This is a genomic window from Oscillibacter valericigenes (assembly GCF_021531435.1).
GTDB lineage: Bacteria > Bacillota > Clostridia > Oscillospirales > Oscillospiraceae > Oscillibacter > Oscillibacter valericigenes_B.
Genome location: NZ_JAFBIS010000002.1, coordinates 34,308 through 59,489, shown reverse-complemented (window position 1 = coordinate 59,489; position 25,182 = coordinate 34,308). Strand labels below are relative to the sequence as shown.

Below are 25,182 nucleotides of genomic sequence, written 5' to 3'. Positions count from 1 at the left end.
CAAAAGTAGTACCTATTTTTTGATATTTCAAGATATACGGAGGCCGCTGCATGAAGATTCTGTCTGATATTGAGATCGCCCAGTCCTGCGCCATGAAGCCCATCACCGAGATTGCCGAGACCGCCGGAGTGGACAGCCAGTACCTGGAGCTGTACGGCAACTACAAAGCCAAGGTGGACTACCGCCTGCTGCGGGAGAGCAAGCGTCCCGACGGCAAGCTGATCCTGGTCACCGCCATCAATCCCACCCCCGCCGGCGAGGGCAAGACCACTACCACCGTGGGTCTGGCCGACGCCATGCGGCGCTTGGGCAAGAACACCCTGGTAGCCCTGCGGGAGCCCTCCCTGGGCCCCGTGTTCGGTGTCAAGGGCGGCGCCGCCGGCGGCGGCTACGCCCAGGTGGTGCCCATGGAGGACATCAACCTCCACTTCACCGGCGACTTCCACGCCATCGGCGCCGCCAACAACCTGTGCGCCGCCATGCTGGACAACCACATCCAGCAGGGCAACGCCCTGGGTATCGACGTCAAGCGCATCACCTGGAAGCGGTGCGTGGACATGAACGACCGCCAGCTCCGCAACATCGTGGACGGTCTGGGCGGCCGGATGCAGGGCGTGCCCCGGGAGGACGGCTTCGACATCACCGTGGCCTCCGAAATTATGGCAGTGCTGTGCCTCTCCGCCGACATTCCCGACCTGAAGGCCCGGCTGGGCCGCATGGTGGTGGCCTACACCTACGACGGCAAGCCCGTCACCGCTCACGACCTGAAGGCCGAGGGCGCCATGGCCGCCCTGCTGAAAGATGCTCTGAAGCCCAACCTGGTCCAGACCCTGGAAGGCACCCCCGCCTTCATCCACGGCGGTCCCTTCGCCAACATCGCCCACGGCTGCAACTCCGTCATGGCCACCAGGATGGCCATGCGGCTGGCGGACTACGCCGTCACCGAGGCCGGCTTCGGTGCGGACCTGGGCGCCGAAAAGTTCCTGGACATCAAGTGCCGTCTGGCGGGCCTCAAGCCCTCCGCCGTGGTGGTGGTCGCCACCGTCCGGGCGCTGAAAAACCACGGCGGCGTACCCAAGGCGGAGCTGAACGAGGAGAACCTGCCCGCTCTGGAAAAGGGCCTGCCCAACCTGCTGCAGCATGTGGAGAACATCACCAAGGTGTTCGGCCTGCCCTGCGTGGTGGCCATCAACGCCTTCCCCACCGACACCGCCGCCGAGCTGAAACTGGTGGAGGACAAGTGCAAGGAACTGGGCGTCAACGTGGCCCTCAGCGAAGTCTGGGCCAAGGGCGGCGAGGGCGGTATCGCTCTGGCCGAGGAGGTCGTCCGCCTGTGCGAGCAACCCAACGACTTCCGCTTTGCCTACGACACCGAAGACAGCATTGAGCAGAAGCTGAACGACATCGCCCGGAAGGTCTACCACGCCAACGGCGTAGAGCTGACCGCAGGTGCCCGGAAGCAGATGAAGGAGCTGGAGGCCCTGGGCTTCGACAAGCTGCCTATCTGCATGGCGAAGACCCAGTATTCCTTCTCCGACGACGCGGCCAAGCTGGGCGCCCCCCGGGACTTCACCATTACGGTGCGGAACCTGAAGGTCTCCGCCGGCGCCGGGTTCCTGGTGGCCCTGACCGGCGACATTATGACGATGCCGGGCTTGCCCAAGGTGCCTGCCGCCGAGAAGATCGACGTGGACGAGAACGGCAAAATCACCGGATTGTTCTGATACTTTCCATCCATCTCACAAAAAGAGGACGCTCCGCAGCGGAGCGTCCTCTTTTTATCACTTCATCTATTCTTTACTGCGGCAGTGTCTGCACCACGCCCCGGGCGCAGTCCACGGACACCACCGTGCCGTCGGTCAGCCGCCGGGTGGCGTTGGGGGCCGCCACGATGACGGGCTTATCCAGGGTCAATCCCACGGTGGCGGAGTGGCTCTCCGTGCTGGCCTCCTCGCTGATGACGGCGGCTGCCTGCCGGATATAGGGCAGCAGGGCGTTGGTGGTATAGGGCACCACCAGAATGTCGCCGGGGTGGAACTTCTCCTCCACCTCGTCCAGTGTGCGGCAGACGCACAGGGGGCCGGAGGCCTTCCCCGTGCCCACGCCCACGCCGTTGATCAGCGCGCCGCCCACCTGACAGACCCGGATCATGTTGGTAGTGCCCGCGACGCCCACTGGCACGCCGGCGGTGACCACCACCAGGTCGCCCCGTTTGATGATGCCGGCGTCCTCCGCCGCCTTCACGGCGAAATCCACCAGCTCGTCGGTGTTGCTGGCGTAGGGCATGGTCAGGGGCTCCACGCCCCAGTACAGCGCCATCTGGCGGCGGACCTGTTCGTCCAGCAGCAGGGCCACCACCGTCGTCTGGGGCCGGAAGCGGCTGACCATCTGGGCAGTGACGCCCCGCTGACTCACCGTCAGGATGGCGTCGGCGCCGATGTCCAGGGCGGTAGTGCAGGCGGCGTGAGCTGTGGCGGCGGTGACGGACAGGCGGCTCTTGCCGATATTCTTCACCCGCTTGGAGCAGTCGATATTGGCCTCGGTCTTGCGGGCGATGGCGTCCATGGTGCGGACGGCGTCCACCGGGTACTTGCCCGCGGCAGTCTCGCCGGAGAGCATGATGGCGCTGGTGCCGTCATAGATGGCATTGGCCACGTCGGTGATCTCCGCCCGGGTGGGCCGGGGATTTTCCATCATGGAGTCCAGCATCTGGGTGGCGGTGATGACCGGTTTGCCGCTGGCCACGCACTGGCTGATCATATTCTTCTGGATGAGGGGGATCTCCGTGAAGTCGATCTCCACGCCCATGTCGCCCCGGGCCACCATGACGCCGTCGGCCACCGCCAGAATGTCCGGCAGGTTGCTGACGCCCTCCTGGTTCTCGATCTTGGCGATGATGCGGATGTTGGAGTGGTGCTGGTCCAGCAGATTCCGCAGCTCCCGCACGTCGGCAGCCGTGCGGACGAAGCTGGCGGCAATATAGTCAAAGCCCTGCTCCACGCCGAACAGGATGTCGTCCCGGTCCCGCTGGCTCATGTAGGGCATGGACAGCCGGACATTGGGCACGTTGACGCCTTTTTTGCTCTTCATGGTGCCGTCGTTCTCCACCCGGCAGCGGATGGAACCGTTCCCGCTCTCCAGCACCGTCAGGCGGACCAGACCGTCATCCAGCAGGATCGTGTCGCCCTCCTTCACATCGTCGGGCAGCTCGGCGTATGTGATGGCGCAGCGTTTCTCGTCACCCTCGATGTCCTCGGTGGTCAGCGTAAACTCCTGGCCGGTCTTCAGCCGGACGGAATCATTTTTGAAGTTTTTCAGGCGGATCTCCGGGCCCTTCGTGTCCAGCATGGCGGCCACCGGCAGATTCAGTTCCTCCCGCAGGGCTTTGAGCTGGTCCAGCCGGGCCTTGTGCTCTTCATGGCTGCCGTGGGAGAAATTGAACCGGGCCACGTTCATACCCGCCAGCAGCATCTCCCGCAGGACGCCCTCCCTGTCCGTGGCAGGGCCAAGGGTGCAGACAATCTTGGTTTTTCTCATATAGTTCCACCTTTCCTTAAGGTAATCGATTTCCTTCCGATGATATTTTATCATATTCTTCCCGCCCAGGAAAGAGGAAAACCGTAAAAAATAAGTAAAGCGGAGAGAAACAATTTCCTCTCCGCTTTGCTGTTTTTCACCATTTACAGGCCCAGCTTGGCTTTCAGGGCAGCGATCATCTCCTGATACTCCGCGTCGCTCAGCAGGACGGGCTCGGGATTGGTGATCTGGAAGTTGCCGCCGAACTCAAAGCCGCCCTCGTACTTGGGGACGATGTGGAAATGCAGGTGGGGATTGGCGTCGCCGAAGGAAGCCAGGTTCAGCTTGGTGCAGCCCCACAGCTCCTTGACGGCGCCGGAGGCGCGGGCCAGATCGTCGGCAAAGTCCGCCAGCTCCTGGGGCTCGCACTCGCACAGCTCCTTCTTGTGGTTTTTCAGAGCCAGCACGCAGCGGCCCTTGTGGGCCTGGTCCTTGAAGAGGTACAGCACGCCGGCCTTCATCTCGCCGACCTTGAACATAATGGCCTCCCGGCCTTCGTGGTGTTCATCACAGTAAAAGCAGCCCATGGGTAATTTCCTCCTGTTTATGTTGGTACTTTTACCCTACACCCGCCGACATCTTTCGTCAACTGAAAATTCCGCCGCCGGGCTTTGTTTATTTGCAGAACAGGGGCAGGGCCTTTTTGATGAATTCCACGCAGCCGTCCTCGCCCAGCGCGTCGGAGTCCAGGCTCAGGTCGTAGGCCGCGGCGTCCCGCCACTCCTCGCCGGTATAGTAGCGGTAGTAGGCGGAGCGGCGTTTATCCTCCACCCGGATGTGCTTGGACACCTCCCGCTGGCTCCAGGCCAGGGAGTAGGACGCCACCCGCTCCTGTCGGGCCTCGATGGGGGCGTGGATGAACACCCGCAGGACATTGGGACGGCCCGCCAGCAGGTAGTTGGCGCAGCGGCCCAGGATGATGCAGCTCTCCGTGTCCGCCAGTTCCTTGATGATTTTGGCCTGGAAGCTGAACAGGTTCCGGGTGGACACGTAGTCGTCGCTGTCCGGCGGCAGGATTTCGCCGGTGTAGACCTTCTCGGCGGCGGAGAGCATCTCCTTCAATCCGATGCGCTCGTCGGCGGCGCCGAAGAGCCGCTCGTGGATGCCGCTGACCTCCGAGGCCTTCCGCAGCAGGTCCCGGTCATAGTAGGGAATGCCCAGGGCGTCGGACAGCTTGCGGGTAATGTTGTGGCCGCCGCTGCCGGTCTCACGGGCCACGGTGATGACGAATTTTTCCATACGATCCCCTCCTCAGGCGCCCAGATAGGCCTTGCGGACCCGGTCGTCGGCGGCCAGGTCGGCGGCGCGGCCCTCCATGGAAATAGTGCCGGTCTCCAGCACGTAGGCCCGGTCGCTGACCGCCAGGGCCATTTTAGCGTTCTGCTCCACCAGCAAAATCGTAATGCCGCTCTTGTGCAGCTCCTCGATGATGGCGAAGATCTCCTTGACCAGCAGGGGGCTGAGGCCCATGGAGGGCTCATCCATCAGCACGATCTTCGGGTCGGTCATCAGCGCCCGGCCGGTGGCCAGCATCTGCTGCTCGCCGCCGGAGAGTGTGCCCGCCAGCTGCTTATACCGCTCCTTCAGCCGGGGGAAATGGCCGTAGACCTTTTCCAGATTCTCGGAGACCTTCTTCTGGTCCTTCAGGATGTAAGCGCCCATGCGGAGGTTTTCCTCCACCGTCATGCGGGCGAACACATGACGGCCCTCCGGCACATGGGCCAGGCCCATGTTGATGATGGTATTGGCCGGGACCTTCTGCAGGTCCTTGCCGTCCAGCGTGATAGAACCGGAGGCGGCATGCAGCAGGCCGGAGATGGTATGCAGCGTGGTGGTCTTGCCTGCGCCGTTGGCGCCGATCAGGGACACCAGCTCGCCGTCGCCGACGGTCAGGGAGATACCCTTCAGGGCGTGGATGGCCCCGTAAAAGACGTTCAGGTCTTTGATTTCCAGCATGATGTTCCCCCCTTACTCGCCCAGATAGGCCGCGATGACCTTGGGATTGTTGGCGATCTCCTCCGGCAGGCCGGAAGCGATGGTCTGACCGTAGTCGATGACCTGGATGCGCTCGCAGACGTTCATCACCAGGGACATATCGTGCTCGATGAGCAGGATGGCGACGCCAAAGCGGTCCCGGATGGTGTTGATGCACTCCAGCAGCTCCGCCGTCTCCGTGGGGTTCATGCCGGCGGCAGGCTCATCCAGCAGCAGGACCTTCATGTCCGTCGCCAGGGCCCGGGCGATTTCCAGCTTCCGCTGCTGGCCATAGGGCAGGCTGGAGGCCAGAATGTCGGCCTTGTCCTCCAGGTGGCAGATGGCAAGCAGGTCCATGGCCTTTTCCGTCATGGCCTTCTCCGTTTTCCAGAACTTCGGCGTGCGGAGAGTAGCGTCCAGAAGGTTATAGGAAATATCCTTGGTGAAAGCCGCCTTCACGTTGTCGATGACGGACATCTGCTTGAACAGGCGGATGTTCTGGAAGGTCCGGGCCACGCCAGCCGCCACGAACTGGTGGGTCTTTTTGCCGTTCAGGGGCACGCCGTTCAGCAGGACCGTGCCCTCCGTGGGGACGTAAACGCCGGTGAGGAGGTTGAAGACCGTGGTCTTGCCCGCGCCGTTGGGTCCGATGAGGCCCACCAGTTCACCCTGGTAGATTTGAATATTGAAATCCTGGACGGCTTTCAATCCGCCGAAGGTGATACCCAGCTTCTTCGTCTCCAGAACGGGAGTCTTTACCGCTTCAGACATGGGCGCCGGCCTCCTTTCTCTCCGCCTTTTCGGCGGCTTTTCTGGCCCGGGACGCTTTCAGGTCGGCGGGCAGGTTCCGCAGGGAGAACTCATAGGCGCCGAAGATGCCCTTGGGCCGGAACACGATGATGATAATGAGCAGGATGGCGTAGACCAGCATGGGATACTGGAATATGCCCTGGACGGAGGCGGGCAGCAGCGCCACCCAAGCGCCGTTTTTGATCTGATAGTTCACCAGGAACATGACCACCGCCGCCACCACGGAGCCGGTGAGGGAACCCATGCCGCCCAGCACCACCATGACCACGATAAACGTGGAGTTCAGGATGCCGCCGTTGGTAAAGGCAAAGGAGGAGGTGGACAGCGTGGCGTTGGCGCAGGCGTACAGCGCGCCGGCCACGCCCGCGAAGAACGCGGAGTAGGCGAAGGTCATCACCTTATAAAAAGAGGTGTTGATGCCGGAGGCGGAGGCTGCGATCTCGTCGTCCCGGATGGCCCGGATGCAGCGGCCATACTTGGAGCGGATGAACATGAACATCATGGTCATGCAGACGATGGTGGTCAAAATGGCCACCCACAGAAACGTCACCTTGCTCTTGGAGCCAAAGCCCAGGCCGTTTTTATACAAAGACGCGGAGGCGGAGCCCTGGGACAGACCGTCCTGTCCGCAGAAAGGCAGGTTGTTGATGATGTTCACAATGATCATGCCGAAGCCCAGGGTGATGATGGCCAGATAGTCGCCCTTCAGCCGCAGGGCGGGGATGCCCACCAGCAGGCCCACCAGCGCGGACAGGATGCCCGCCGCCAGAATACAGGCGAAAATGATGACGAGATAAACGGGGTCGTTGGCGTTCTTGAACACCCCGGCCCGCTCACAGGCCAGACTCAGCAGTGCCGCCGTATAGGCGCCGATGGCCATAAATCCGCAGTGGCCCAGAGAGAGCTGTCCCAGAAAGCCCAGCACCAGGTTCAGCGACGCCGCCAGAATGATGAGGTAGCAGCACTGCCACAGGCAGGGGGCGATCACCAGCTTGAAGGAGCCGCTGCCGCCGAAGGCGGCGGTGAGCATCTGAAAAGCGGCGAACAGTACCACGATAACAATGGTATTGAGCAGGTAGCCCTGCATGGTCTTGTTCTGTTTCATACCTTCTCACCCACATTCTTGCCCAGGATGCCGGCGGGCTTGAGCACCAGCACCACAATCAAAATCAGGAACACAAAGGCGTCCGCCATGCTGGAAGAAACGTAGCTGGTGGTAAAAGACTCCACCAGACCGATGACGATGCCGCCCAGCACCGCGCCGGGGATGATGCCGATGCCGCCCAGCACGGCGGAGACGAAGGCTTTCAGGCCCAGCAGGGATCCCATGGTGGTGTAGATCTTCGGGTACTGGGCCATATACATCAGCGCCGCCACAGCCGCCAGGCCGGAGCCGATGGCGAAGGTGGCCAGAATGGTGTGGTTGACGTTGATGCCCATGAGGGTAGCGGCCTCCTTATCCTCGGAGACGCAGCGCATGGCCCGGCCCAGCTTGGTCCGCTGGGTGAACTGGAACAGCACCACCATGACGATGGCGCTGATGACGATGGTCAGCAGGGTGGTGTACTCCAGCGTCACGCCCGCGAAGGAGATGCCGCCGGCGGTGAAGATCTGGCTGGCGACCTTGGGGTTGGGGCCGATGGCCGGGATAGCCTGGGCCAGATTCTCCAGCAGCAGGCTCATGGCGATGGCGGTGATGAGGGCGGTCATATTGGTGCCCTTTTTCCGCACGGGGCGGTAGGCGATCAGCTCCGTGCCCATACCGACCAGCGCGCACACGGCGATGGCGGCGAGGACGGCGGTCCAGGCGGGCAGGCCCAGGGCCAGAGCGGCGGGAACAGTGAAGATCATGGTATAGCCGCCCACCATGATGAAGTCGCCGTGGGCAAAGTTGATGAGGCGGATAATGCCGTAGACCATGGTGTAGCCCAGCGCCACCAGGGCGTAGATGCTGCCCAGCCGCAGGCCCACGAACAAGGTCTGGATGAAAGTGCTCATGCGGGTTCTCCCCTTTCTTTCTGCGGAGGTCGTTTATAAATGGAAGCGGCGGGGGAGGCTCCCGCAGGAGGCCTCCCCTGCCGCATTGCAGAGTCTGTCAGATTGATTATGCCTCGGGCAGTTCCGTGACGACATCCAGAAGCGTAGACACCACGGCGGGCTTGCCGTCGGCGCCGGTGCCGGCCTCGAAAGCGATGATGGAAGCGCCCTTGACGGGAGTGCCGGTCTCATCCAGAGAGTAGGTGCCGGTGATGCAGTCGTAGACCACGCCGTCGGCGGCCAGGGCGTCCCGGACCTCCACGGGATCGGCGGAGCCGGCGGCCTCGATAGCGGTCTTGTACATCATCACGCAGTCATAGGCCAGAGCTGCGAAAGCGCTGGGGGTGTTGCCGTACTTCGCCTCATATGCGGAGACGAAGGCCACGCTCTTTTCGGAGGTGTCGGCGGGGTCGTAGTGGTTGGTCCAGTAAACGTTATCGAAAGCGGTCAGGTCGGCGCCGTCCACCACGTAGTCGGGAGTGGTGTCATAGCCGTCAGCGCCCATGATAACACCGGTGTAGCCAGCAGCGCGGGCCTGGGTGACCAGGTAGGGGCCGATGACGTCATAGTAGAAGGGAGCGTAGACGAACTGCACGCCGGCGTTCACCATGGCGGCGAACTGGTTGGTGTAGTCCTGGACATCCATGGAAGCGGTGGACTCCACGGCGGCAACTTCCACGCCGTACTTCTCGCAGGCGGCGGAGAAGGAGTCATACAGGCCCTTGGAGTACGTATCGGCGGCGCAGTAGACCATGCCCACCTTGTCATAGCCGGCCTGCTTGGCATAGGCGGCGGCGATGGCGCCCTGGAAGCTGTCGGCGTAGCAGGAACGGAAGACGAAGTCATCCTCGGTGGTGATGGAGTCGGCGGTGGAGGTGGGGGTGATCAGGCAGACCTCCTCCTCGTTGGCGGCACCGGTGATGGCGCTGGTGCAGCCGGAGGTCACGGAGCCCACGATCAGTCCCACGCCCTGGGACACCAGAGAGTTGAACGCGTTCAGGCACTCAGTGGGGTCATACTGGTCATCGGCGTTGATGACTTCCACCTGGCGGCCCAGCAGTCCGCCGGCCTCATTGATCTCCTCCACGGCCAGCGCTACGCCGGTGGTGACGGCGGTGCCGTAGGCGGCCAGGTTGCCGGTGTTGGGGGAGATGGTGCCGATCAGAATGGGTTCGTCGCTGCTCTCAGCGGCATCGCCGCCAGCAGCAGGGGCACTGCTGCTGGCACTGCCGCCGCCGCAGGCAGTCAGGGAAAAGGTCAGGCACAGGGCCAGCAGAATGCTTAACAAGCGTTTTCTTTTCATAACAAATCCTCCTTAAAACACGCTGTTTTCTCCTGAAAAACGAAGAAAGCGCGTGGATATAATCATCCACGCGCCTTTGCGTTGCAATCATCATACGAGGGTTTTTGCCATTTGTCAATCACGATAAACACACAAAAAAACGGGCCTCTTTCGCCTCAATTTCGTCATATGAAACACATTTATGGCAGATATTACGTTTTGTCATTCTTTTTTTGCATTTCACCGGGTGCTCCTTTCGCATATGCTGAAAAAGGCAAACCGGGAGAGGCTGCTATCAAACAGCACTTTCTGGTACGATTGCGCGAACCTTCCTGTTCCGGCGGCGCATATTTTTCTTGCCCTGTGCCCTTTCTGCCCCTATAATAACAATCAGAAGTGATAAAGCAGTAAAAAAAGGAGGAGCTGTCTTGCACAACCGCTATGAAAAGATTTTCCCCGGCACCATTGTGGCTTCCGTCCTGCTGATGCTCCTGGGCGTTGCGCTGGACGATCCCGCCAATATCCTGCCGGGGCTGTACCGTATCGTCACCATGCAGGATCTGCTGATCACGGACTATGTGTACATTGCCGGCGTGGGGGCCACCCTCATCAACTCCGGTCTTGTGACCATCATCTCCATCCTCATCATCAAGCTCTCCGGGGACCCCTTCAACGGTTTCACCATGGTGGAAATGGGCCTGATGGCGGGCTTTTCCCTGTTCGGCAAAAACGTGCTGAACATCTGGCCTATCATCCTGGGCACCTGGCTGTACGCCAAATACCAAAAGGAGCCCTTCGCCAAATATGCCTCCGTGGGCCTGCTTGCCACCTCCCTCGCCCCGCTGGTGAGCTACATGGCACTGGGCAGCATCCACGCCAGCATCCCCCTGGGCATCCTGACCGGCATCATCATCGGCTTCGTGCTGCCCTCCCTGTCGGCCTACACGTATAAGATCCAAAACGGCATGAACCTCTACAACATGGGCTTCGCCTGCGGCCTGTTCGCCATGATGATCGTGCCCATCCTCACCGCCTTCGGCGACCACCCGGATTCGGCGCTGTACTGGGCGGAGGGGTATAACCGCACCTTTGCCATCGTGCTGATCGTGCTGTGCTCCCTCTCCATTCTGACGGGCTTGTTCGGCACCGGAGCGCCGGCCTGGGCGGTGTGGGCCGGATACCGCCGCCTGCTGTCCACCACCGGCCGGGCGCCCAGCGACTACCTGCGCATGTTCGGCGCGGGGCCGGTATTTGTCAACATGGGCGTCAACGGCCTGCTGGGGATGCTGTACATCTTCGCCGTGGGCGGCGACCTGAACGGCCCCACCCTGGGCGGCATTTTTACCATCATGGGCTTTTCCGCCTTCGGCAAGCACGCGTTCAACATCCTGCCTGTCATGGTCGGCGTGGCCCTGGGTGCTTACGGGATGCACTACACGCCGGATTATCCCTCCCTCCAGCTGGCAGGGCTGTTCGGCACCACCCTGGCGCCCATCGCGGGCCATTTCGGATGGCCCTTCGGCATTCTGGCGGGCTTTATCCACTCCGCCCTGGTCCTCCAGACCGGCGGCCCGGTGGCCGGTCTGAACCTTTACAACAACGGCTTTTCCGGCGGCCTCATCGCCATCGTCCTCTACCCCACCATCACCGCCATCGCCCGGCACCGCCGGCCCAAGCTGCGGGACGAGGACTACTACGACCTGTTTGAGGAGAGCGAGCCCATCGACACCTCCCGCTGGCGCACCCACAGCAAGGACCACACCGCCGCCGACGCTCCGGCGCCGGAGCACGCCCACGTCAGCAGCTATCCCGAAATGCCGGAGGACGAGGACGATTACTCCGAGACTCATTGAAAACAAAACAAATTGCCAAAAAACCGCCGCTTTTCGCGGCGGTTTTTTTCTGACACCCGGCCTCATTTGTCGGTTGTGCCGCGCTTTGAAAAAGGATATGATAAAATGGGTTTTTACCGATATGGAACAAACATGACCGCTCATATAGGACTATGGTACAGAAAGGAGCTTCGGTTTTGAACAGCACGGAACAGAGCGATAAAAAGCAAAGCCCTATTGAACGCCTGGCCGCTTTCATCGTGGATAAGCGGAAGGCTTTTTACTTACTCTACATTGGACTGGCGATCTTCTGCGTGTTCTCCAGCGGATGGGTACAGGTCGACAACGAGCTGACGGATTACCTGCCGGATGAGACCGAGACCCGCCGGGGCCTCACCGTCATGGACGAGGAATTTGTCACCTTCGGCACCAACCGCATCATGGTGGACAACATCCCCTTTTCCCGGGCGGAGGAACTTGTCTCCCAGCTTGAGGAAATTGACGGGGTCAAGTCCGTGGAATTTGACGACACCGAGGAGCACTACAAGGACGGCGCCGCCCTGTTTTCCGTCACCTATGACGGCGAGGCCGAGGACCAGGTGAGCCTGGACGCCCTGGCCCAGGTCAAGGAGGTCCTGTCCGGTTACGATGTGTACGTCACCGGCGACACCGGCTCGTCCATGTCCGACAGCCTGGATCAGGAAATGCAGGTGGTCATGCTCATCGCCGTGGTCATCATTCTGCTGGTGCTGCTGTTTACCTCCCAGACGTACATGGAGATCCCGGTGCTGCTGGCCACCTTCGGCATGGCGGCGCTGCTGAACAAAGGCACCAATTTCATGTTCGGCGAGATCTCCTTTGTCTCCAACTCCGTAGCCGTGGTGCTGCAGCTGGCCCTGGCCATCGACTACGCCATCATCCTCTGCCACCGCTACACGGAGGAGCGCACCCATATGGACGCCCGGGAGGCCACCATCACCGCATTGAGCAAGGCCATTCCGGAGATCGCCGGCAGCTCCCTGACCACCCTTTCCGGCCTGGGTGCCATGTGCTTCATGCAGTTCGGCATCGGCCGTGACCTGGGACTGGTGCTGATGAAATCCATCGTGCTGAGCCTGCTGTCCGTGTTCACGCTGATGCCGGGTCTGCTGATGAGCTTCAGCTCCCTCATCGACCGCACCCACCACCGCAGCTTCGTGCCCAAGATCTCCGCATTGGGCCGCCTGGCGGTAAAATCCCGCTTCATCATGCCCCCCATTTTCGCGGTGCTTCTGGTGGCAGGCTTCCTCTTTTCCAACAAGTGCCCCTACGTGTTCGGCATGAGCACCCTCTCCACCTATACCCAGAATGAGTCCCAGATCGCCCAGCAGAAAGTGGACGGCACATTTGGTCAGGAGAACACCCTGGCCGTTCTGGTGCCCACGGGAGACTATGAGCGGGAGGGCCGCCTGCTGCGGGACCTGGAGGCCATGCCGGAGGTGGACTCCGTGCTGGGCCTCGCCAATGTGGAGGCCATGGACGGCTATGTGCTGACCGACCGTCTGAACCCCCGGCAATTCGCGGAGCTGACAGACCTGGACATCGAAGTGGCCCGGCTGCTGTACGCCTCCTACGCCGTGGACGAGGAGAGCTACGGCCGGGTGGTGGGCGGCGTGGACAATTACAGCGTCCCCCTCATCGATATGTTCCTTTTTGTCTACGACCTGATCGACGACGGCTACGTCACCCTGGATGACGACATGACGGAGACGCTGGAGGACCTGCACACCCAGCTCACCGACGCCCAGCTGCAGCTGAAAGGTGAGCATTACAGCCGCCTGGTGCTCCAGCTGGCCCTGCCGGAGGAGAGCAAGGAGACGTTCCAGTTCCTGAACACGCTCCACACCACCGCGGCAAAATACTATGACGACTGCCTGCTGGTGGGCAACACCACCAGTGATTACGACCTGTCCTCCTCTTTCAGCAATGACAACCTGCTCATCAGCATCCTGACCATCGTGTTCGTCATTCTGGTGCTGGTGTTCACCTTCAAGTCCTCCGGCCTGCCCATCCTGTTGATCTTGGTCATCCAGGGCAGTGTGTGGATCAACTTCTCCTTCCCCTATCTGATGAAGCAAAACCTGTTCTTCCTCAGCTACCTGGTGGTCAGTTCCATTCAGATGGGCGCCAACATCGACTACGCCATCGTCATCGCCAACCGATACATGGAGCTCAAGCAGATCATGCCGCTGAAGGAGGCGGTAGTGGAGTCCCTGAACGAGGCCTTCCCCACCATCATCACCTCCGGCACGATCCTGGCCTCCGCCGGCGTGCTGATCGGCTTTTTGTCCTCGAACCCGGCGGTCTCCTCCATCGGCATCTGCCTGGGCCGGGGCACGGTCATCTCTATTTTCCTGGTTATGGGCATCCTGCCGCAAATCCTGCTGCTGGGCGACATCATCATCGAAAAGACCGCCTTCACCCTGAAATCCCGGCTGCCCATCCAGACCCACAGCGGCACCATGCGGGTCAGCGGCCATGTCCGGGGCTATATTTCCGGCGTGGTGGACGCCGACTTCAACGGCACCGTACACGGCACCATCAACGCGGCTGTGGAGGCCGGAGCCGTCCAGCAGGACGGCCCCCCGGAGCTTCCGGAGGACACGAAAGGAGGCGGACAGCGATGAAAGAGACCGCGCGTAAATGGACCGCCCTCCTTTTGGCGGTATGGCTGCTGGTTGGTCTGGCCCAGCCCACGGCCTGGGCGACCGCCGATGAGGTCACCATCTCTTCCTCTGAAGAGTTTGCCGAATTCTCCAAAAACTGCTCCCTGGACACCTGGTCCCAGGGCAAGACCTTCCGTCTGACCGCCGACATCAACCTGTCCGCAATGAATTTCACTTCCATCCCTACCTTCGGCGGCACGTTCCTAGGAGACGGTCACACCATCTCCGGCTTCCAGATAGAGGCCAGCGGCTCCAACCTGGGCCTGTTCCGCTATATCCAGAAGGGCGCGGTGGTGCGGGATCTCCATGTCTCCGGCACTGTGACCCCCGACGGCAGCCGCGCCTTTGTAGGCGGCATCGCAGGCGTCAACGCGGGCGCCATCCAAAGCTGCTCCTTCCGGGGCATCGTCAAAGGCGACGAGGCCGTGGGCGGCATCGTGGGCCGGAACGACGAGACAGGAGAAATTGCCGGCTGCACCGCTTCCGGCACCGTGCAGGGACTGGACTGTACCGGCGGCATCGCCGGGCGGAACCTGGGCCTCCTGCTGAAATGCGAAAACGATGCCGAGGTGAACACCATCCAGCATGATACCTCCCCGGACCTGGAAGACATCAGCGGCGGCTTGAACCAGCTCTCCGGCAATCAGCGGGAGGAGGGCGACGCCCTGCTGAACAGCCACACCGACACCGGCGGCGTGGCGGGCTACTCCAGCGGCGTCATCCAGAGCTGCGTCAACAACGGCGCCGTGGGCTATCCCCATGTGGGCTACAACGTGGGCGGCATCGCGGGCCGCCAGACCGGGTATCTGGCGGACTGCGTCAACAACGGAAACATCCTGGGCCGGAAGGACGTGGGCGGCATCGCCGGACAGGCGGAGCCCTACCTGACCCTGGGCGCCGACAGCGACACCCTGACCCGGCTGCGGCGGGAGCTGGACACTCTGGACGGTCTGGTGCAGGCGGCCATTGACCATACCCAGCTCAGCGGAGACGACATCTCCGCCCGTCTGGAGCGCATCGGCCTCTCCGCCGACGCCGCCCGGGACAGCTCCAAGCGTCTGCTGGACCACGCCTCCGATTTTGTGGACGACAATGTGACGTCCCTGAATTCCTTCAGCGTGACCGTCACCGCCGCGCTGGATAAAATGGAACCGGCACTGGACGACCTGTCCGACGCCGCCGGGTATCTGGATACCCTCTCCGGCAAATTGGAAGACGCGCTGGACACCCTGGCCGAAGCTGGTACACTGAGCCAGTCCGCCATGAAGGACGCGCAAAACGCGGCGAAGGACCTGGGTCTTGCGGCAGATGATATGTCTGACGCCATGGACGCCATGCAGGATGCTTTCGAAGCTCTGCAGCGTGCTGTCATTATTAAGGATGAGGATAAAGTCCGGGGCGCCCTCCGGGATTTGGCGGACGCGATCCGGGCCCTGGGCAGTGCCCTGAACCAGGCTGGAGGAGCCGGGAACACCCTGCAGGAAGCCCTGGGCCTTTCCGGTGCCGGGGAAAATGGTGCTTCGGGGGGCATCGGTAACGCTCTGGAACAAATCGGCACAGCCCTGGGGACCATTGCGGACAACACCTCCCTGGACTGGGACAGTCTCCAGGAAGGCCTGCGTCAAATGGGTGAAGCGTTTCAATATCTGGAGTACGCCGCCGGACATCTGAACGACGCTTCTACTGACCTGAACGCCGCCCTGGGCAAGCTGGAGGACACCTCCGGCAAGCTGAGCACGGCGCTGGAGGAGCTGGCGGACGTGTCCGCCATCGGCGGCGCGGTCAGCCGGAAGCTGGAAAGCGCCTTTTCCGCCATGAGCAAAGCCGTGGACCGTCTGGCCGAGGACGGCCCCCTGGAGCTGTCACCCCTGGGGCAGGAGGCCCGGGATGCCGGCGACGACCTCTACGCCTCCCTGTCGGACCTGTCCGACGGCATGGAGGAGCTGCGGACCACCGTGGACAGCGCCGGAGACACCCTGGCCGCCGACCTGCGGGCCGTCAGCCGCCAGATGAACAAGGTCCTGAACCTGATGCTGGACGCCTTCTCCGACCTCCAGGACGTGACGGAGCAAGACCGGGAGCTGATCGAGGACACCTCCGACGAGGACATCTCCACCACCCGCCAGGGCAAAGTCACCGGCTGCCGCAACACCGGCGCCGTGGAAGGCGACCGCAACGTGGGCGGCGCCGTGGGCGCCATGGCCATCGAGTACGACCTGGACCCGGAGGACGACACCGAGCGGTTCTCTCTGGGAAATACGTATGAGACGAAAGCGGTCCTGCAAAACTGCCTGAACCAGGGCACCGTCACCGCCAAAAAGGACTGCGCCGGCGGTCTGGCGGGCCGCATGGACCTGGGCACCGCCCTGGAGTGCCAGAATTACGGCAGCGTCACCAGCACCAACGGCAATTACGTGGGCGGCGTGGCCGGATACGCCGACGGCACCATCCGGAACAGCTGCTCCAAATGCGTTCTCTCCGGCGCGAGCTATGTGGGCGGCATCGCTGGCTGGGCCAGCCGCCTGCGGAACTGCGCCGCCATCGTCACCATCGGCGAGGGCACCGAGTGGGTGGGCGCCATCGCCGGGGACGCGGACCTGAAAGCCGGCGATCTGCACGACAACTTCTTCGTGGACACCGGGACCGCCGGCGTGGACGGCATCAGCTATGCCGGCATTGCCGAACCCGTTGATTTTGAGACGCTGCGCGCCATGCCCGGCATCCCCACGGAGTTTGTCTCCTTCACGCTGACCCTCATGGCAAACGACGCCGTCGTAGCCGCCATCCCCTTCTACTACGGCGAGGACCTGAGCCTGGTGAAGCTGCCGGAGGTTCCGGAACGGGAGGACGGCTACGGCGTCTGGCCGGCGTTCGACACCTCCGGGCTTCACTCCGACATCACCCTGGAAGCGGTCTACACCCCCTGGGTCACGCTGATCGCCAGCGAAGCCAGAGAGGGCACGCTGTCTTTGGCCCTGGCCGAGGGGCGCTTTACCGAGGACTCCTCGCTCCAGGTGTCGAGCAGCGCCCAGACGCCTCCGGCGGGGGGCAGCGGCAAGCAGACCACCGATGTATGGGAGCTGACGCTCACCGGTACCGATGTGGCGGAAGGAGACACTGTTCCCATCCGCCTGCTGAACCGGGGCGGCGGCAAAGCCACCGTCTGGCAGCTGACGGGCGGCCAGTGGCATGAGGTGGAGGCCACCGCCAACGGCCACTACCTGATGCTGACGATGACCGGCACCTCCGGCATCTTCTGTATCCGCTCCGCTCCGGGCAGTCCCTTGGTTCTGATTCTTCTGCTGGCGGCGGCAGCGCTGGTCCTTCTGCTGTTGATCCTGCTCATCCGCCGCAGGAAAAAGAAAAAAGCCGTCAAAAAGGCAGCCAAATAAAGCGGCACGCACAGCCTCAGGCTGTGCGTGCTCTCTTTATGCCCTCGCCCGCCGGTGCTTCAGCGGCGCCGGCAGCGGCGGCAGGATGCGTTCCTTCCGGTAGATGTCTTTCAGGCGCTCTCCTACCGCCTCCAGGCTCCGTTCCTCCGCCGCCTGCCGCCCGGCGGCGGTGAGGTCCGGGAGGGTTCCGGCCAGCAGATCCATTACGATTCGTTGAAATTCTCCCGGATTCGACGCTTTGTATACCGTTTTCCTGTCCTCCAGCCAGCCGTCATACACCGGGATGTCCCGCAGCACCGTGGGGATGCCGCAGGCCAGGGCCTCCAGCACCACGATGCCCTCTGTCTCCTCATGGCTGAGAAAGGCAAACACATCCGCCCCCTGGTACGCCTCCCGCAGCCGTTCCCGGTCCACAAAGCCGGGGAACAGCACGTTGGGCGGGGCATTGCGGATGGCTCTCGTGATCGCAGCCGGGACGAGCCGGGGGTCCGTCCAGCCGAACCAGAGAAAGCGGACATCCGGCATCCGCCGGGCCAGCTCCAGAAACTCCGGCAGCCCCTTCCGGGCGATGGTATGGCCCACGGAAATCACTGTTTTTTCATTCGCGCCCAAGTGATACCGTTTCCGAAACGTGTCTTTCGCGGCGGCGTCAGGGTGGAAAAAGTCAACATCTACGCCGTTGGACAGGCTGTACACCGGCTTGCGCAGGCCGTATCCCGCCAGCAGGCGGCGGGAATAGGGCGTGGGCGTCAGTACCACATCTCCCAGGCCGTAGCAGAAGGTGAGCCACCGCCGGAACAGGGGCGCCAGCAAGTCGCTGCCCCGGAAAGAGCCGCGAAAGTCCTCCATGGTGGAGTGGCCGTACCAGACCACCTTCCTTCCCCGGAGGCGGGCCAGCAGTGCCGTCACCACGGCGTCCGGCAGAACGGTGTTGATGTGGACGGCGTCGGTGTCCGGCGCAAAGCGGTCGGTGACGGGCAGTCCGCACCGGGACAGGCATTCCGCCTGGTGGCGGATGGCCTGTCCCACACCGCTGCGGCCCACCAGCTTTTCACCGCCGCGATACAGGTAAATTGACATGGGTCTCTCCTTTACACAGTCCTTAGGCCAACGCCTGCCACAGCAATGTCAGCCCCAGGCTGTACAGGGCGATGGCAAAGGGCTTGCACAGCAGGATAATGGCGGTGTACCGCCGCCAGCTCATCTCCGTGGTGCCTGCCAGATAGCACAGAAAGTCGTCCGGCGCCACCGGCAGAAAGATGGCCAGGGCGAACAGGCGGGCAAAACGGTTTTTCTCCTCCGTCCAGCGGCTGTACCGGACGATGGTCTTTTCCGAAAACAGCAGGTGCAGCAGCGGCTTGCCGCAGTTCCGGGCCACGGCGAAGGCCAGCAGCGAGCCAGCGCAGATGCCCACATAGTTATACACGAAGCCCCATCCCGGGCCGAACAGCAGCACACCCGCCAGGCACCCCAGGCCGCCGGGGAGAATGGGCACCACCACCTGCACCGCCTGAAACACCGTGAACAGCAGGGCTCCCGCCATGCCGCAGCTGGCAACAAAAGCGTGGAGCCGCTCCTGGGAGGTCAGAACGCCTGTCCGCCAGCCCCAGAGGGCCGCCAGCAGGCACAGGACAAAGCCTGTCAGGGAAACCGCCCGGAAAGCGGTCTTTTCCGCGGGCCGGGTCATGCGCCGGCCTCCTCCGCCCCGTTTCCCCGGCGGGCGATCTGAAGGCGGTAAATTGCCTCTGCCCGCTCCGCGAACCGCTGGAGGGAGAACTCCCCGGCGCTCCGCCGGGCCAGCTCCGCCATTTTCGCGTGATGATGGGGCTGGGACTGGAACAGGGCCAGCTTCCGCTGAAACTCCGCGCTGTCCCGGTAAGTCCAGCCGTTTTCTCCCTCCCGGATGACGCCCTCCAGACAGGGGTCCGCCCGGCACAGGACCGGGACGCCCGCCGCCAGGGCCTCCACATAGGTCAGCCCCTGGGTCTCGCTGGTGGAGGCGCTGACAAACAGGTCGCCCAGCTGATACCAGTCCGCCACCTGCTCCGCCGGCACCATGCCCGCGAACACCACGTCCGGCGCCGTCAGGCCCAATCCGGCGGCCGCTCCCTCCAACCGGACACGGTCAGGGCCGTCCCCCACCAGCAGCAGCGTCACAGGCGCGTTCCCCAGCTCCGCCCGGAGAGCCAGCAGTTCATCAAGATTCTTCTCCTCCGCCAGGCGGCCCACCGACACCAGCACCAAATTCTCCGGGGGAATATCCAGGCTGGACCGCAGCACCGCCATCCGCCAGGGGTCCGGCTCCTGGCGGAAGCGGCCCAGGTCGATGCCGGAGGGCACCACAAACACCGGCCTGTCCACGCCATAGCTTTGGAGCAGCAGCCGGACTTTGCCCGTGGGGACGATCATGCAGTCCGTCTGGGCCGCTGCCCAGCGGGAGAATACCGCCGCCGCCTTTTTGCCGAAGCGGACGCTGGGGGAAAAGTAATGGGTGTAATCCTCGTATACCGTGTGGTACGTATGGACCAGGGGGATGTTCAGCTCCTCCGCGATGCGGCGGGCCAGGAAGAATGTAGAGAATTCGCATTGGGAGTGGACCACATCGGGGTGCCAGTCCACCAGCTCCCGGACGTACTTCCCCGCCAGAGCCGTCCGCAGGCGGGCGCCGGGATAGACCAGCCCCGCCGCCACGGAACCGATATACGTCACGCCGTCCTCTTCCCAGGACCGGGTGGTCTGGGACAGCGTCAGGATCCGCACCTCATGGCCCCGCTCCTCCAGTCCCCGGCGCAGATTTTTCACCGAGGTCACCACACCGTTCACAGCCGGGCTATACCAGTCGGAGGTTATCAAAATTTTCATGCGTCACACCTCATTTTTACCGCCGTATACTCTCTATACGGCACAGCGGCAGCTTTTTCTTCACCGCTTTTTGTATGATTGTACTAGCGTATTAGTAATAGTAATACAGCTGGTGTGATTTGTCAATAGGGGAAAATCAGGGAAGGAGCGCCGAAGCGCTCCTTCCCTGCGGGGTCAGTTTTCACGTAAAGCGGCATCATTCTCCGGCCCCACCGCTTCTCCGTCGGAGATAAACTCCAGCCCGGTTGACTGCACAAACGCCTCCGCCGCCGCGGGGTCGGCTTTCTCCGCATCCAGCGGCAGGGTAAACAATGCCCCGGTGACGCCCTCCGCCAGGGAGATGGTGCCGTCCTCCGCCGTGGGGAACAAAGCCGGATCGGGGACCGACCCTTCATAGATGGCAAAGTACACCGTATGGTCAGCGAACATCTCCAGATTCTGGGTGTCAAAGAGGTAGTAGGCCACGCCGTCCTCCACAAAGGACTGGCAGGTGGCGCCCAGCGTCCAGCCGTTCACCGCGCTGACATGATACCCAGCCACCAGCGGCGAATAGCTCAGATTTGGCTGCTCTGTCAGAGGCGTGCCGTCGGTCCGGGCCACGGTGAACACGGCATAGGTGCGGTCACGGACAGTCTCGCCGTTATATTCGGCAGGCAGGGCGGACAGGTCCTCCCCGGACACCATCCCCAGCAGGGTAAAGGTGTAGTCTCCGCTGGCGGCAGTCTCATTCAGAGCCACCGCGTCATCACTTTGGAAAGCGGCGGCCAGCGGGTCATCCTCCAGCCGTGCCGCCACGTCAGCGGGCGTCAGAAACAGTGCTGCGGACACGGACACCGCCAGCAGGGCCACCGCGGCAGCCAGCAGCACCGCCAGTTTTTTCGGTTTGGAAAAGTTCATTTTTTGCGTCTCCTTTTCAGATTCCCGGAGGCAGTCCCGCAGCAGCGCCTGGGTGCGCGCCTGGAAGTCCGGGGAAAAGGAAATCTGGTCAAAGGCCGCTTTGTATTCCTCTCGGTTCATGCGTCATCCTCCTTCAGCAGCCGCCGCAGCCGCTCCCGGCCACGGGCCAGGCGGGTGCCCACGGTGGGAGCGGGCACGCCCAGCAGCTTTGCGATCTCTTTGATGGAATAGCCCTCGTAATAATAGAGGTGGATGACCGCGCTGTACGGCTCCGGCAGGGCACGGACGGCGGTGAGCAGCTCGCTCCCCGCCTGCGATGCGGCGGCCTGGGCCGCTTCCTCCAGGGGGACGTTCCGCCGGGCGGCGGAGCGGCGGAGGTCGCTGGCGCGGTGAAGGGTGGTTCGGATCAGCCATGCTTTCTCGTGCTCGCTGTCCCGGAACGAGGGCCGGGCGGTGAGCAGCTTCAGGAATACCTCCTGAACGACGTCCTCCGCATCGGCGGGGTCGTCCAGCCGGGTGCAGGCCAGCCGAAGCAGCATGGAACTATACGTCTCCACGATACGGCTGATGGTCTCATCGCTAGCATATGAAGCCATGTTCCTCACTCCCTTCACCCTAAACACGAAACAGCCGGACGGTATTTTTCACCGTCCGGCTGGCTGCATCATCTTTTTTTCTTCCGCGCCGACAGGCACAGCCCGCCCAGCAGGATGGCGAAGTCCGCCAGGTTGAAAATGTACTGCTTGATCCGTCCCGGCGCTTTGGGGAACTGGATGTAATCGTAGACCTTTCCCTGCCGCAGCCGCTCCAGCAGGTTGCTGATGCCGCCGCCCAAAATGAGGCCCACGCCCACCGGTGAACGCTTCCGCTGGGTCCACAGGGCGCCCAGGGCGGCAAAGGACGCGGCCACCACCGCCTCGAAGCGGATGCCCAGTCCAAAGGCCGCCCCCTCGTTCCAGAGGGCGCGCAGCTTCACCCGGCCCCCGGCGTATTCGCCGTCCCGGCGGCTGGTCCTGTTCAGATACCACCGGGCGGCGGTGCAGCCGCCCAGCGTGGTCAGCGCGGTCAATATGGTCAGCATGGCTTGTCCTCCTTTTTCTGCGCCTTCTCCATGGCGGAGCGCAGCGCCCCGGTCTTGTGCTTTTGATTGTTCCGGGCCAGAACGTCCGCGATCTGCCCCTGCACCTGCTCCATCTCCTCATGGAAATTGGATGCCGAGAGCCGCAGGGCGCCGTGGCCCAGAATGATGAGCTGCTCCGGGCCGTCGGACGTGGCGACCTTCACCCGGTGCTTCTTCCCGATCTCATAGGTGGCCTTTTCGATGTAGGCGTCCGCCGTCTCCGCCTCTTTCGTGTAGACCACATGGATGTTGTGGTACTTCTCCACGCTTCCAAGGCCGCCCTTGACCTTGTAGGCGTCGAATACGGCGATGACATGGCACTTGCGGTAGCCCTGATAGTCGCACAGCAGGTCGCACAGGGACTTTCGGGCGCTGTCCAGACTGTCTTTGGCAATGGCTTTCAGCTCGTCCCAGGCGAAAATGATGTTGTAGCCATCCACCAGCAGGTATTCTTCTCCCCGGAACTGTTCCCGGATGGTCCGCTTTTCCGCCTCATCCTCTGAGGAAACAGGCCTCTTGGGCGCCCGGGGCTGAACGAAGGAGCGCTGCTTCACGGGACCGTAGGTTCGTTCAAAGATGGCCTGCAGCTCCTTGTCCTGCTGAAGCGTCCCGGCATAGCTCCCGCTCCGCCGGGGCTGAGGCTCGGCTGCTTCTTCCTCCCGCTCAGCGCCAAGCCGCAATCCGCTGTCCACGTGTGCGTGGGCGGGCACCTCGTTCCACTTCACCGTATAGCCCGCGCCGTGGCCGCAGAACACGGAGTCCGGCGTGTTGTCCACGTCCCGCTCCGGGTCGTAGCCCACGGCCTCCACCACCTCCGTCTGGTTGGCGCAGGGGCGGTAGCCCGCCGGGGTGCACAGCAGCCGTCCCCGGCCCCGGGTGTAGGCCGTCACCTCGGCGGCATAGCCCCGGAGGGCCGCCACCGGAGCGGAGCCTGTAAGGACCGTCTCCTCTCCAAAAGTCTCCGGCGGGGCCGTCTCGCCGTTCATCCGCTGGAGGTCGCTCATGGCCCGGCCCACCTGCTCGGCGGGCAGCTCCAGCCTGAAGTCGTACCACGGCTCCAGCAGCACGCTCTCCGCCTGCATGAGGCCCTGGCGCACCGCCCGGTAGGTAGCCTGGCGGAAGTCGCCGCCCTCGGTGTGCTTCACATGGGCCCGGCCCGCCACCAGGGTGATTTTCATATCGGTGATGGGCGACCCGGTCAGCACGCCCAGGTGAGGCTTTTCCGCCAGATGGGTCAAAATCAACCGCTGCCAGTTCAAGTCCAGTTCGTCAGTGGGACAATCGGCGGCCAACATCAAGCCGCTGCCCCGGGGGGCGGGCTCCAGCAGCAGATGCACCTCCGCGTAGTGGCGCAGGGGCTCAAAGTGGCCGATACCCTCCACGGCATTCGCGATGGTCTCCCGGTAGCAGATGGCGCCCTCGCCGAACTCCACCTCCATGCCGAACCGCTCCCGCAGGCGGCGGCGCAGGATCTCCATCTGCACCTCGCCCATGAGCTGGATGTGAATTTGCCTTGATTGCTCGTTCCACACCACATGGAGCTGGGGGTCTTCCTCCTCCAGCTGCCGCAGACGCTGGAGGGCCGTCTGCGGGTCGGTGCCGTCGGTCAGCTCCACCTGATAGGTCAGTACCGGCTCCAGGATAGGGCCTGACCAGTTTGTCTCAAAGCCCAGGCCGTCTCCCGGCAGGGTATGGCTCAGGCCCGTCACGGCGCAGACCGTCCCGGCGGGGGCCTCCTCCACCGTTTTGAATTTGGCCCCGGAATAGACGCGGAGCTGGTCGGCCTTTTCGCCGTCCTCCGTGAGGACGGCTTTCACCCGCAGGGTGCCGCCGGTGACTTTCAGATAGGTCAGCCGGGCGCCCTGCGCGTCCCGTGCCACCTTGAACACCCGGGCGCCGAAGTCCGCCGGATAGTCCGGCACCGGTGCATACCGGGCCAGGGCGGTCAGGAAGTCGTCCACGCCCTCCACTTTCAGCGCGGAGCCGAAAAAGCAGGGAAACAGCTTCCGCTGACGAATCATGGCGGTAACGTCTCTGTCCGTGACGCTCCCGGTGTCCAGATACCGCTCCAGCACCCCTTCGTCGCAGACGGCGGCTTCCTCCGCCCACGCCTCCGGCGGAGCGGAAAAGTCCACGCAGCCGCCGTCCAGCCGCCGCTTCAGCTCCGTCAGCACGGCGTCCCGGTCCGCGCCCGCCAGGTCCATTTTGTTCACAAAGAGGAACGTGGGCACGCCGTACCGCTCCAGCAGCCGCCACAGCGTCCGGGTGTGGGCCTGGACGCCGTCGGTGCCGCTGATGACCAGAATGGCGCAGTCCAGCACCCGGAGGGTCCGCTCCGCCTCGGCGGAAAAGTCCACATGGCCGGGGGTGTCCAGCAGGGTCACTTCCGTGTCTCCCAGGGACAGCACCGCCTGCTTGGAGAAGATGGTGATGCCCCGCTCCCGCTCGATGGCGTCGGTGTCCAGGAAGGCGTCCCGGTGGTCCACCCGCCCCAGCTTCCGCAGAGCGCCGCTCCGGTAGAGCAGCGCTTCGGACAATGTGGTTTTTCCAGCGTCCACGTGGGCCAGAATGCCCACGACCAGTTTCTTCATGGTCTCGCTCCCGTACAATGATATGTGTCATCATATCATTTTCCCACCCGCCACGCAAGAGAAAGACAGCCTCCGCGTCCTTGCAAGCAGCGACGCCCTGTGCT

Annotated in this window: 19 protein-coding genes; 4 read left to right on the top strand and 15 right to left on the bottom strand. The window is 63.0% G+C overall.

All coding sequences use genetic code 11. From position 1 onward, the window contains the following. The first annotated feature begins 50 nt into the window (after positions 1-50). On the top strand, positions 51-1,724 hold the full coding sequence (locus JQM68_RS01365; protein WP_235221124.1) for a formate--tetrahydrofolate ligase: 1,674 nt from the start codon (positions 51-53) through the stop codon (positions 1,722-1,724). A gap of 73 nt (positions 1,725-1,797) precedes the next feature. Here the strand turns inward: JQM68_RS01365 and pyk are convergent, their stop codons facing one another. The 8 genes from pyk to JQM68_RS01325 all read right to left on the bottom strand — a co-directional run bounded on the left by pyk (position 1,798) and on the right by JQM68_RS01325 (position 9,700). Continuing rightward, a complete protein-coding gene (gene pyk / locus JQM68_RS01360) occupies positions 1,798-3,537 on the bottom strand; it encodes a pyruvate kinase (protein WP_235221123.1) in 1,740 nt (579 codons plus the stop codon). 143 nt (positions 3,538-3,680) lie between these two features. Further along, on the bottom strand, positions 3,681-4,103 hold the full coding sequence (locus JQM68_RS01355) for an HIT family protein (RefSeq protein ID WP_235221122.1): 423 nt from the start codon (positions 4,101-4,103) through the stop codon (positions 3,681-3,683). A gap of 88 nt (positions 4,104-4,191) precedes the next feature. After that, entirely contained in the window at positions 4,192-4,815 is a 624-nt protein-coding gene (locus JQM68_RS01350; protein WP_235221121.1) for a cytidylate kinase-like family protein, read from the bottom strand. A gap of 12 nt (positions 4,816-4,827) precedes the next feature. Then, complete coding sequence (locus JQM68_RS01345) at positions 4,828-5,532, bottom strand: ABC transporter ATP-binding protein (RefSeq protein WP_235221120.1); 705 nt, start codon at positions 5,530-5,532, stop codon at positions 4,828-4,830. A 12-nt stretch (positions 5,533-5,544) separates the two neighbouring features. Next, complete coding sequence (locus JQM68_RS01340; RefSeq protein WP_235221119.1) at positions 5,545-6,321, bottom strand: ABC transporter ATP-binding protein; 777 nt, start codon at positions 6,319-6,321, stop codon at positions 5,545-5,547. Beyond that, positions 6,314-7,465, bottom strand: coding sequence for a branched-chain amino acid ABC transporter permease (locus JQM68_RS01335; RefSeq protein WP_235221118.1), 1,152 nt, complete (start codon positions 7,463-7,465; stop codon positions 6,314-6,316). Before JQM68_RS01335 ends, JQM68_RS01340 begins: the two co-directional genes overlap by 8 nt. Continuing rightward, the gene (locus JQM68_RS01330) at positions 7,462-8,358 is read right to left on the bottom strand and encodes a branched-chain amino acid ABC transporter permease (protein ID WP_235221117.1); all 897 of its coding nucleotides are present in this window, start codon (positions 8,356-8,358) and stop codon (positions 7,462-7,464) included. Before JQM68_RS01330 ends, JQM68_RS01335 begins: the two co-directional genes overlap by 4 nt. Positions 8,359-8,464: 106 nt before the next feature. Beyond that, positions 8,465-9,700, bottom strand: a complete 1,236-nt coding sequence (locus JQM68_RS01325; protein ID WP_235221116.1) for an ABC transporter substrate-binding protein — start codon at positions 9,698-9,700, stop codon at positions 8,465-8,467. Between the two features lie 407 nt (positions 9,701-10,107). Between JQM68_RS01325 and JQM68_RS01320 the strand changes: the two genes are divergently transcribed. From JQM68_RS01320 to JQM68_RS01310, 3 genes are all read left to right on the top strand, one after another. Next, on the top strand, positions 10,108-11,532 hold the full coding sequence (locus JQM68_RS01320) for a DUF1576 domain-containing protein (protein WP_235221115.1): 1,425 nt from the start codon (positions 10,108-10,110) through the stop codon (positions 11,530-11,532). Between the two features lie 176 nt (positions 11,533-11,708). Continuing rightward, positions 11,709-14,177, top strand: coding sequence for an efflux RND transporter permease subunit (locus JQM68_RS01315; RefSeq protein WP_235221114.1), 2,469 nt, complete (start codon positions 11,709-11,711; stop codon positions 14,175-14,177). Next, positions 14,174-17,608, top strand: coding sequence for a GLUG motif-containing protein (locus tag JQM68_RS01310; RefSeq protein WP_235221113.1), 3,435 nt, complete (start codon positions 14,174-14,176; stop codon positions 17,606-17,608). The genes JQM68_RS01315 and JQM68_RS01310 overlap by 4 nt, the downstream gene beginning before the upstream one ends. 36 nt (positions 17,609-17,644) lie before the next feature. Here the strand turns inward: JQM68_RS01310 and JQM68_RS01305 are convergent, their stop codons facing one another. The 7 genes from JQM68_RS01305 to JQM68_RS01275 form a co-directional block, all read right to left on the bottom strand. Further along, positions 17,645-18,688 carry a glycosyltransferase family 4 protein gene (locus JQM68_RS01305; protein WP_235221112.1) on the bottom strand — a complete coding sequence of 348 codons (1,044 nt, stop codon included), beginning with the start codon at positions 18,686-18,688 and terminating at the stop codon, positions 17,645-17,647. Positions 18,689-18,710: 22 nt separating this feature from the next. After that, positions 18,711-19,295 carry a TVP38/TMEM64 family protein gene (locus JQM68_RS01300; protein WP_235221111.1) on the bottom strand — a complete coding sequence of 195 codons (585 nt, stop codon included), beginning with the start codon at positions 19,293-19,295 and terminating at the stop codon, positions 18,711-18,713. Beyond that, entirely contained in the window at positions 19,292-20,470 is a 1,179-nt protein-coding gene (locus JQM68_RS01295) for a glycosyltransferase family 4 protein (RefSeq protein WP_235221110.1), read from the bottom strand. The genes JQM68_RS01300 and JQM68_RS01295 overlap by 4 nt, the downstream gene beginning before the upstream one ends. Before the next feature lie 174 nt (positions 20,471-20,644). Next, a complete protein-coding gene (locus JQM68_RS01290) occupies positions 20,645-21,487 on the bottom strand; it encodes a hypothetical protein (protein WP_235221109.1) in 843 nt (280 codons plus the stop codon). Then, positions 21,484-21,963, bottom strand: a complete 480-nt coding sequence (locus tag JQM68_RS01285) for an RNA polymerase sigma factor (protein WP_235221108.1) — start codon at positions 21,961-21,963, stop codon at positions 21,484-21,486. The genes JQM68_RS01290 and JQM68_RS01285 overlap by 4 nt, the downstream gene beginning before the upstream one ends. 68 nt (positions 21,964-22,031) lie before the next feature. Then, the gene (locus tag JQM68_RS01280; RefSeq protein ID WP_235221107.1) at positions 22,032-22,448 is read right to left on the bottom strand and encodes a signal peptidase II; all 417 of its coding nucleotides are present in this window, start codon (positions 22,446-22,448) and stop codon (positions 22,032-22,034) included. Then, complete coding sequence (locus tag JQM68_RS01275; RefSeq protein ID WP_235221106.1) at positions 22,442-25,078, bottom strand: translation factor GTPase family protein; 2,637 nt, start codon at positions 25,076-25,078, stop codon at positions 22,442-22,444. Before JQM68_RS01275 ends, JQM68_RS01280 begins: the two co-directional genes overlap by 7 nt. Positions 25,079-25,182: the final 104 nt, after the last annotated feature.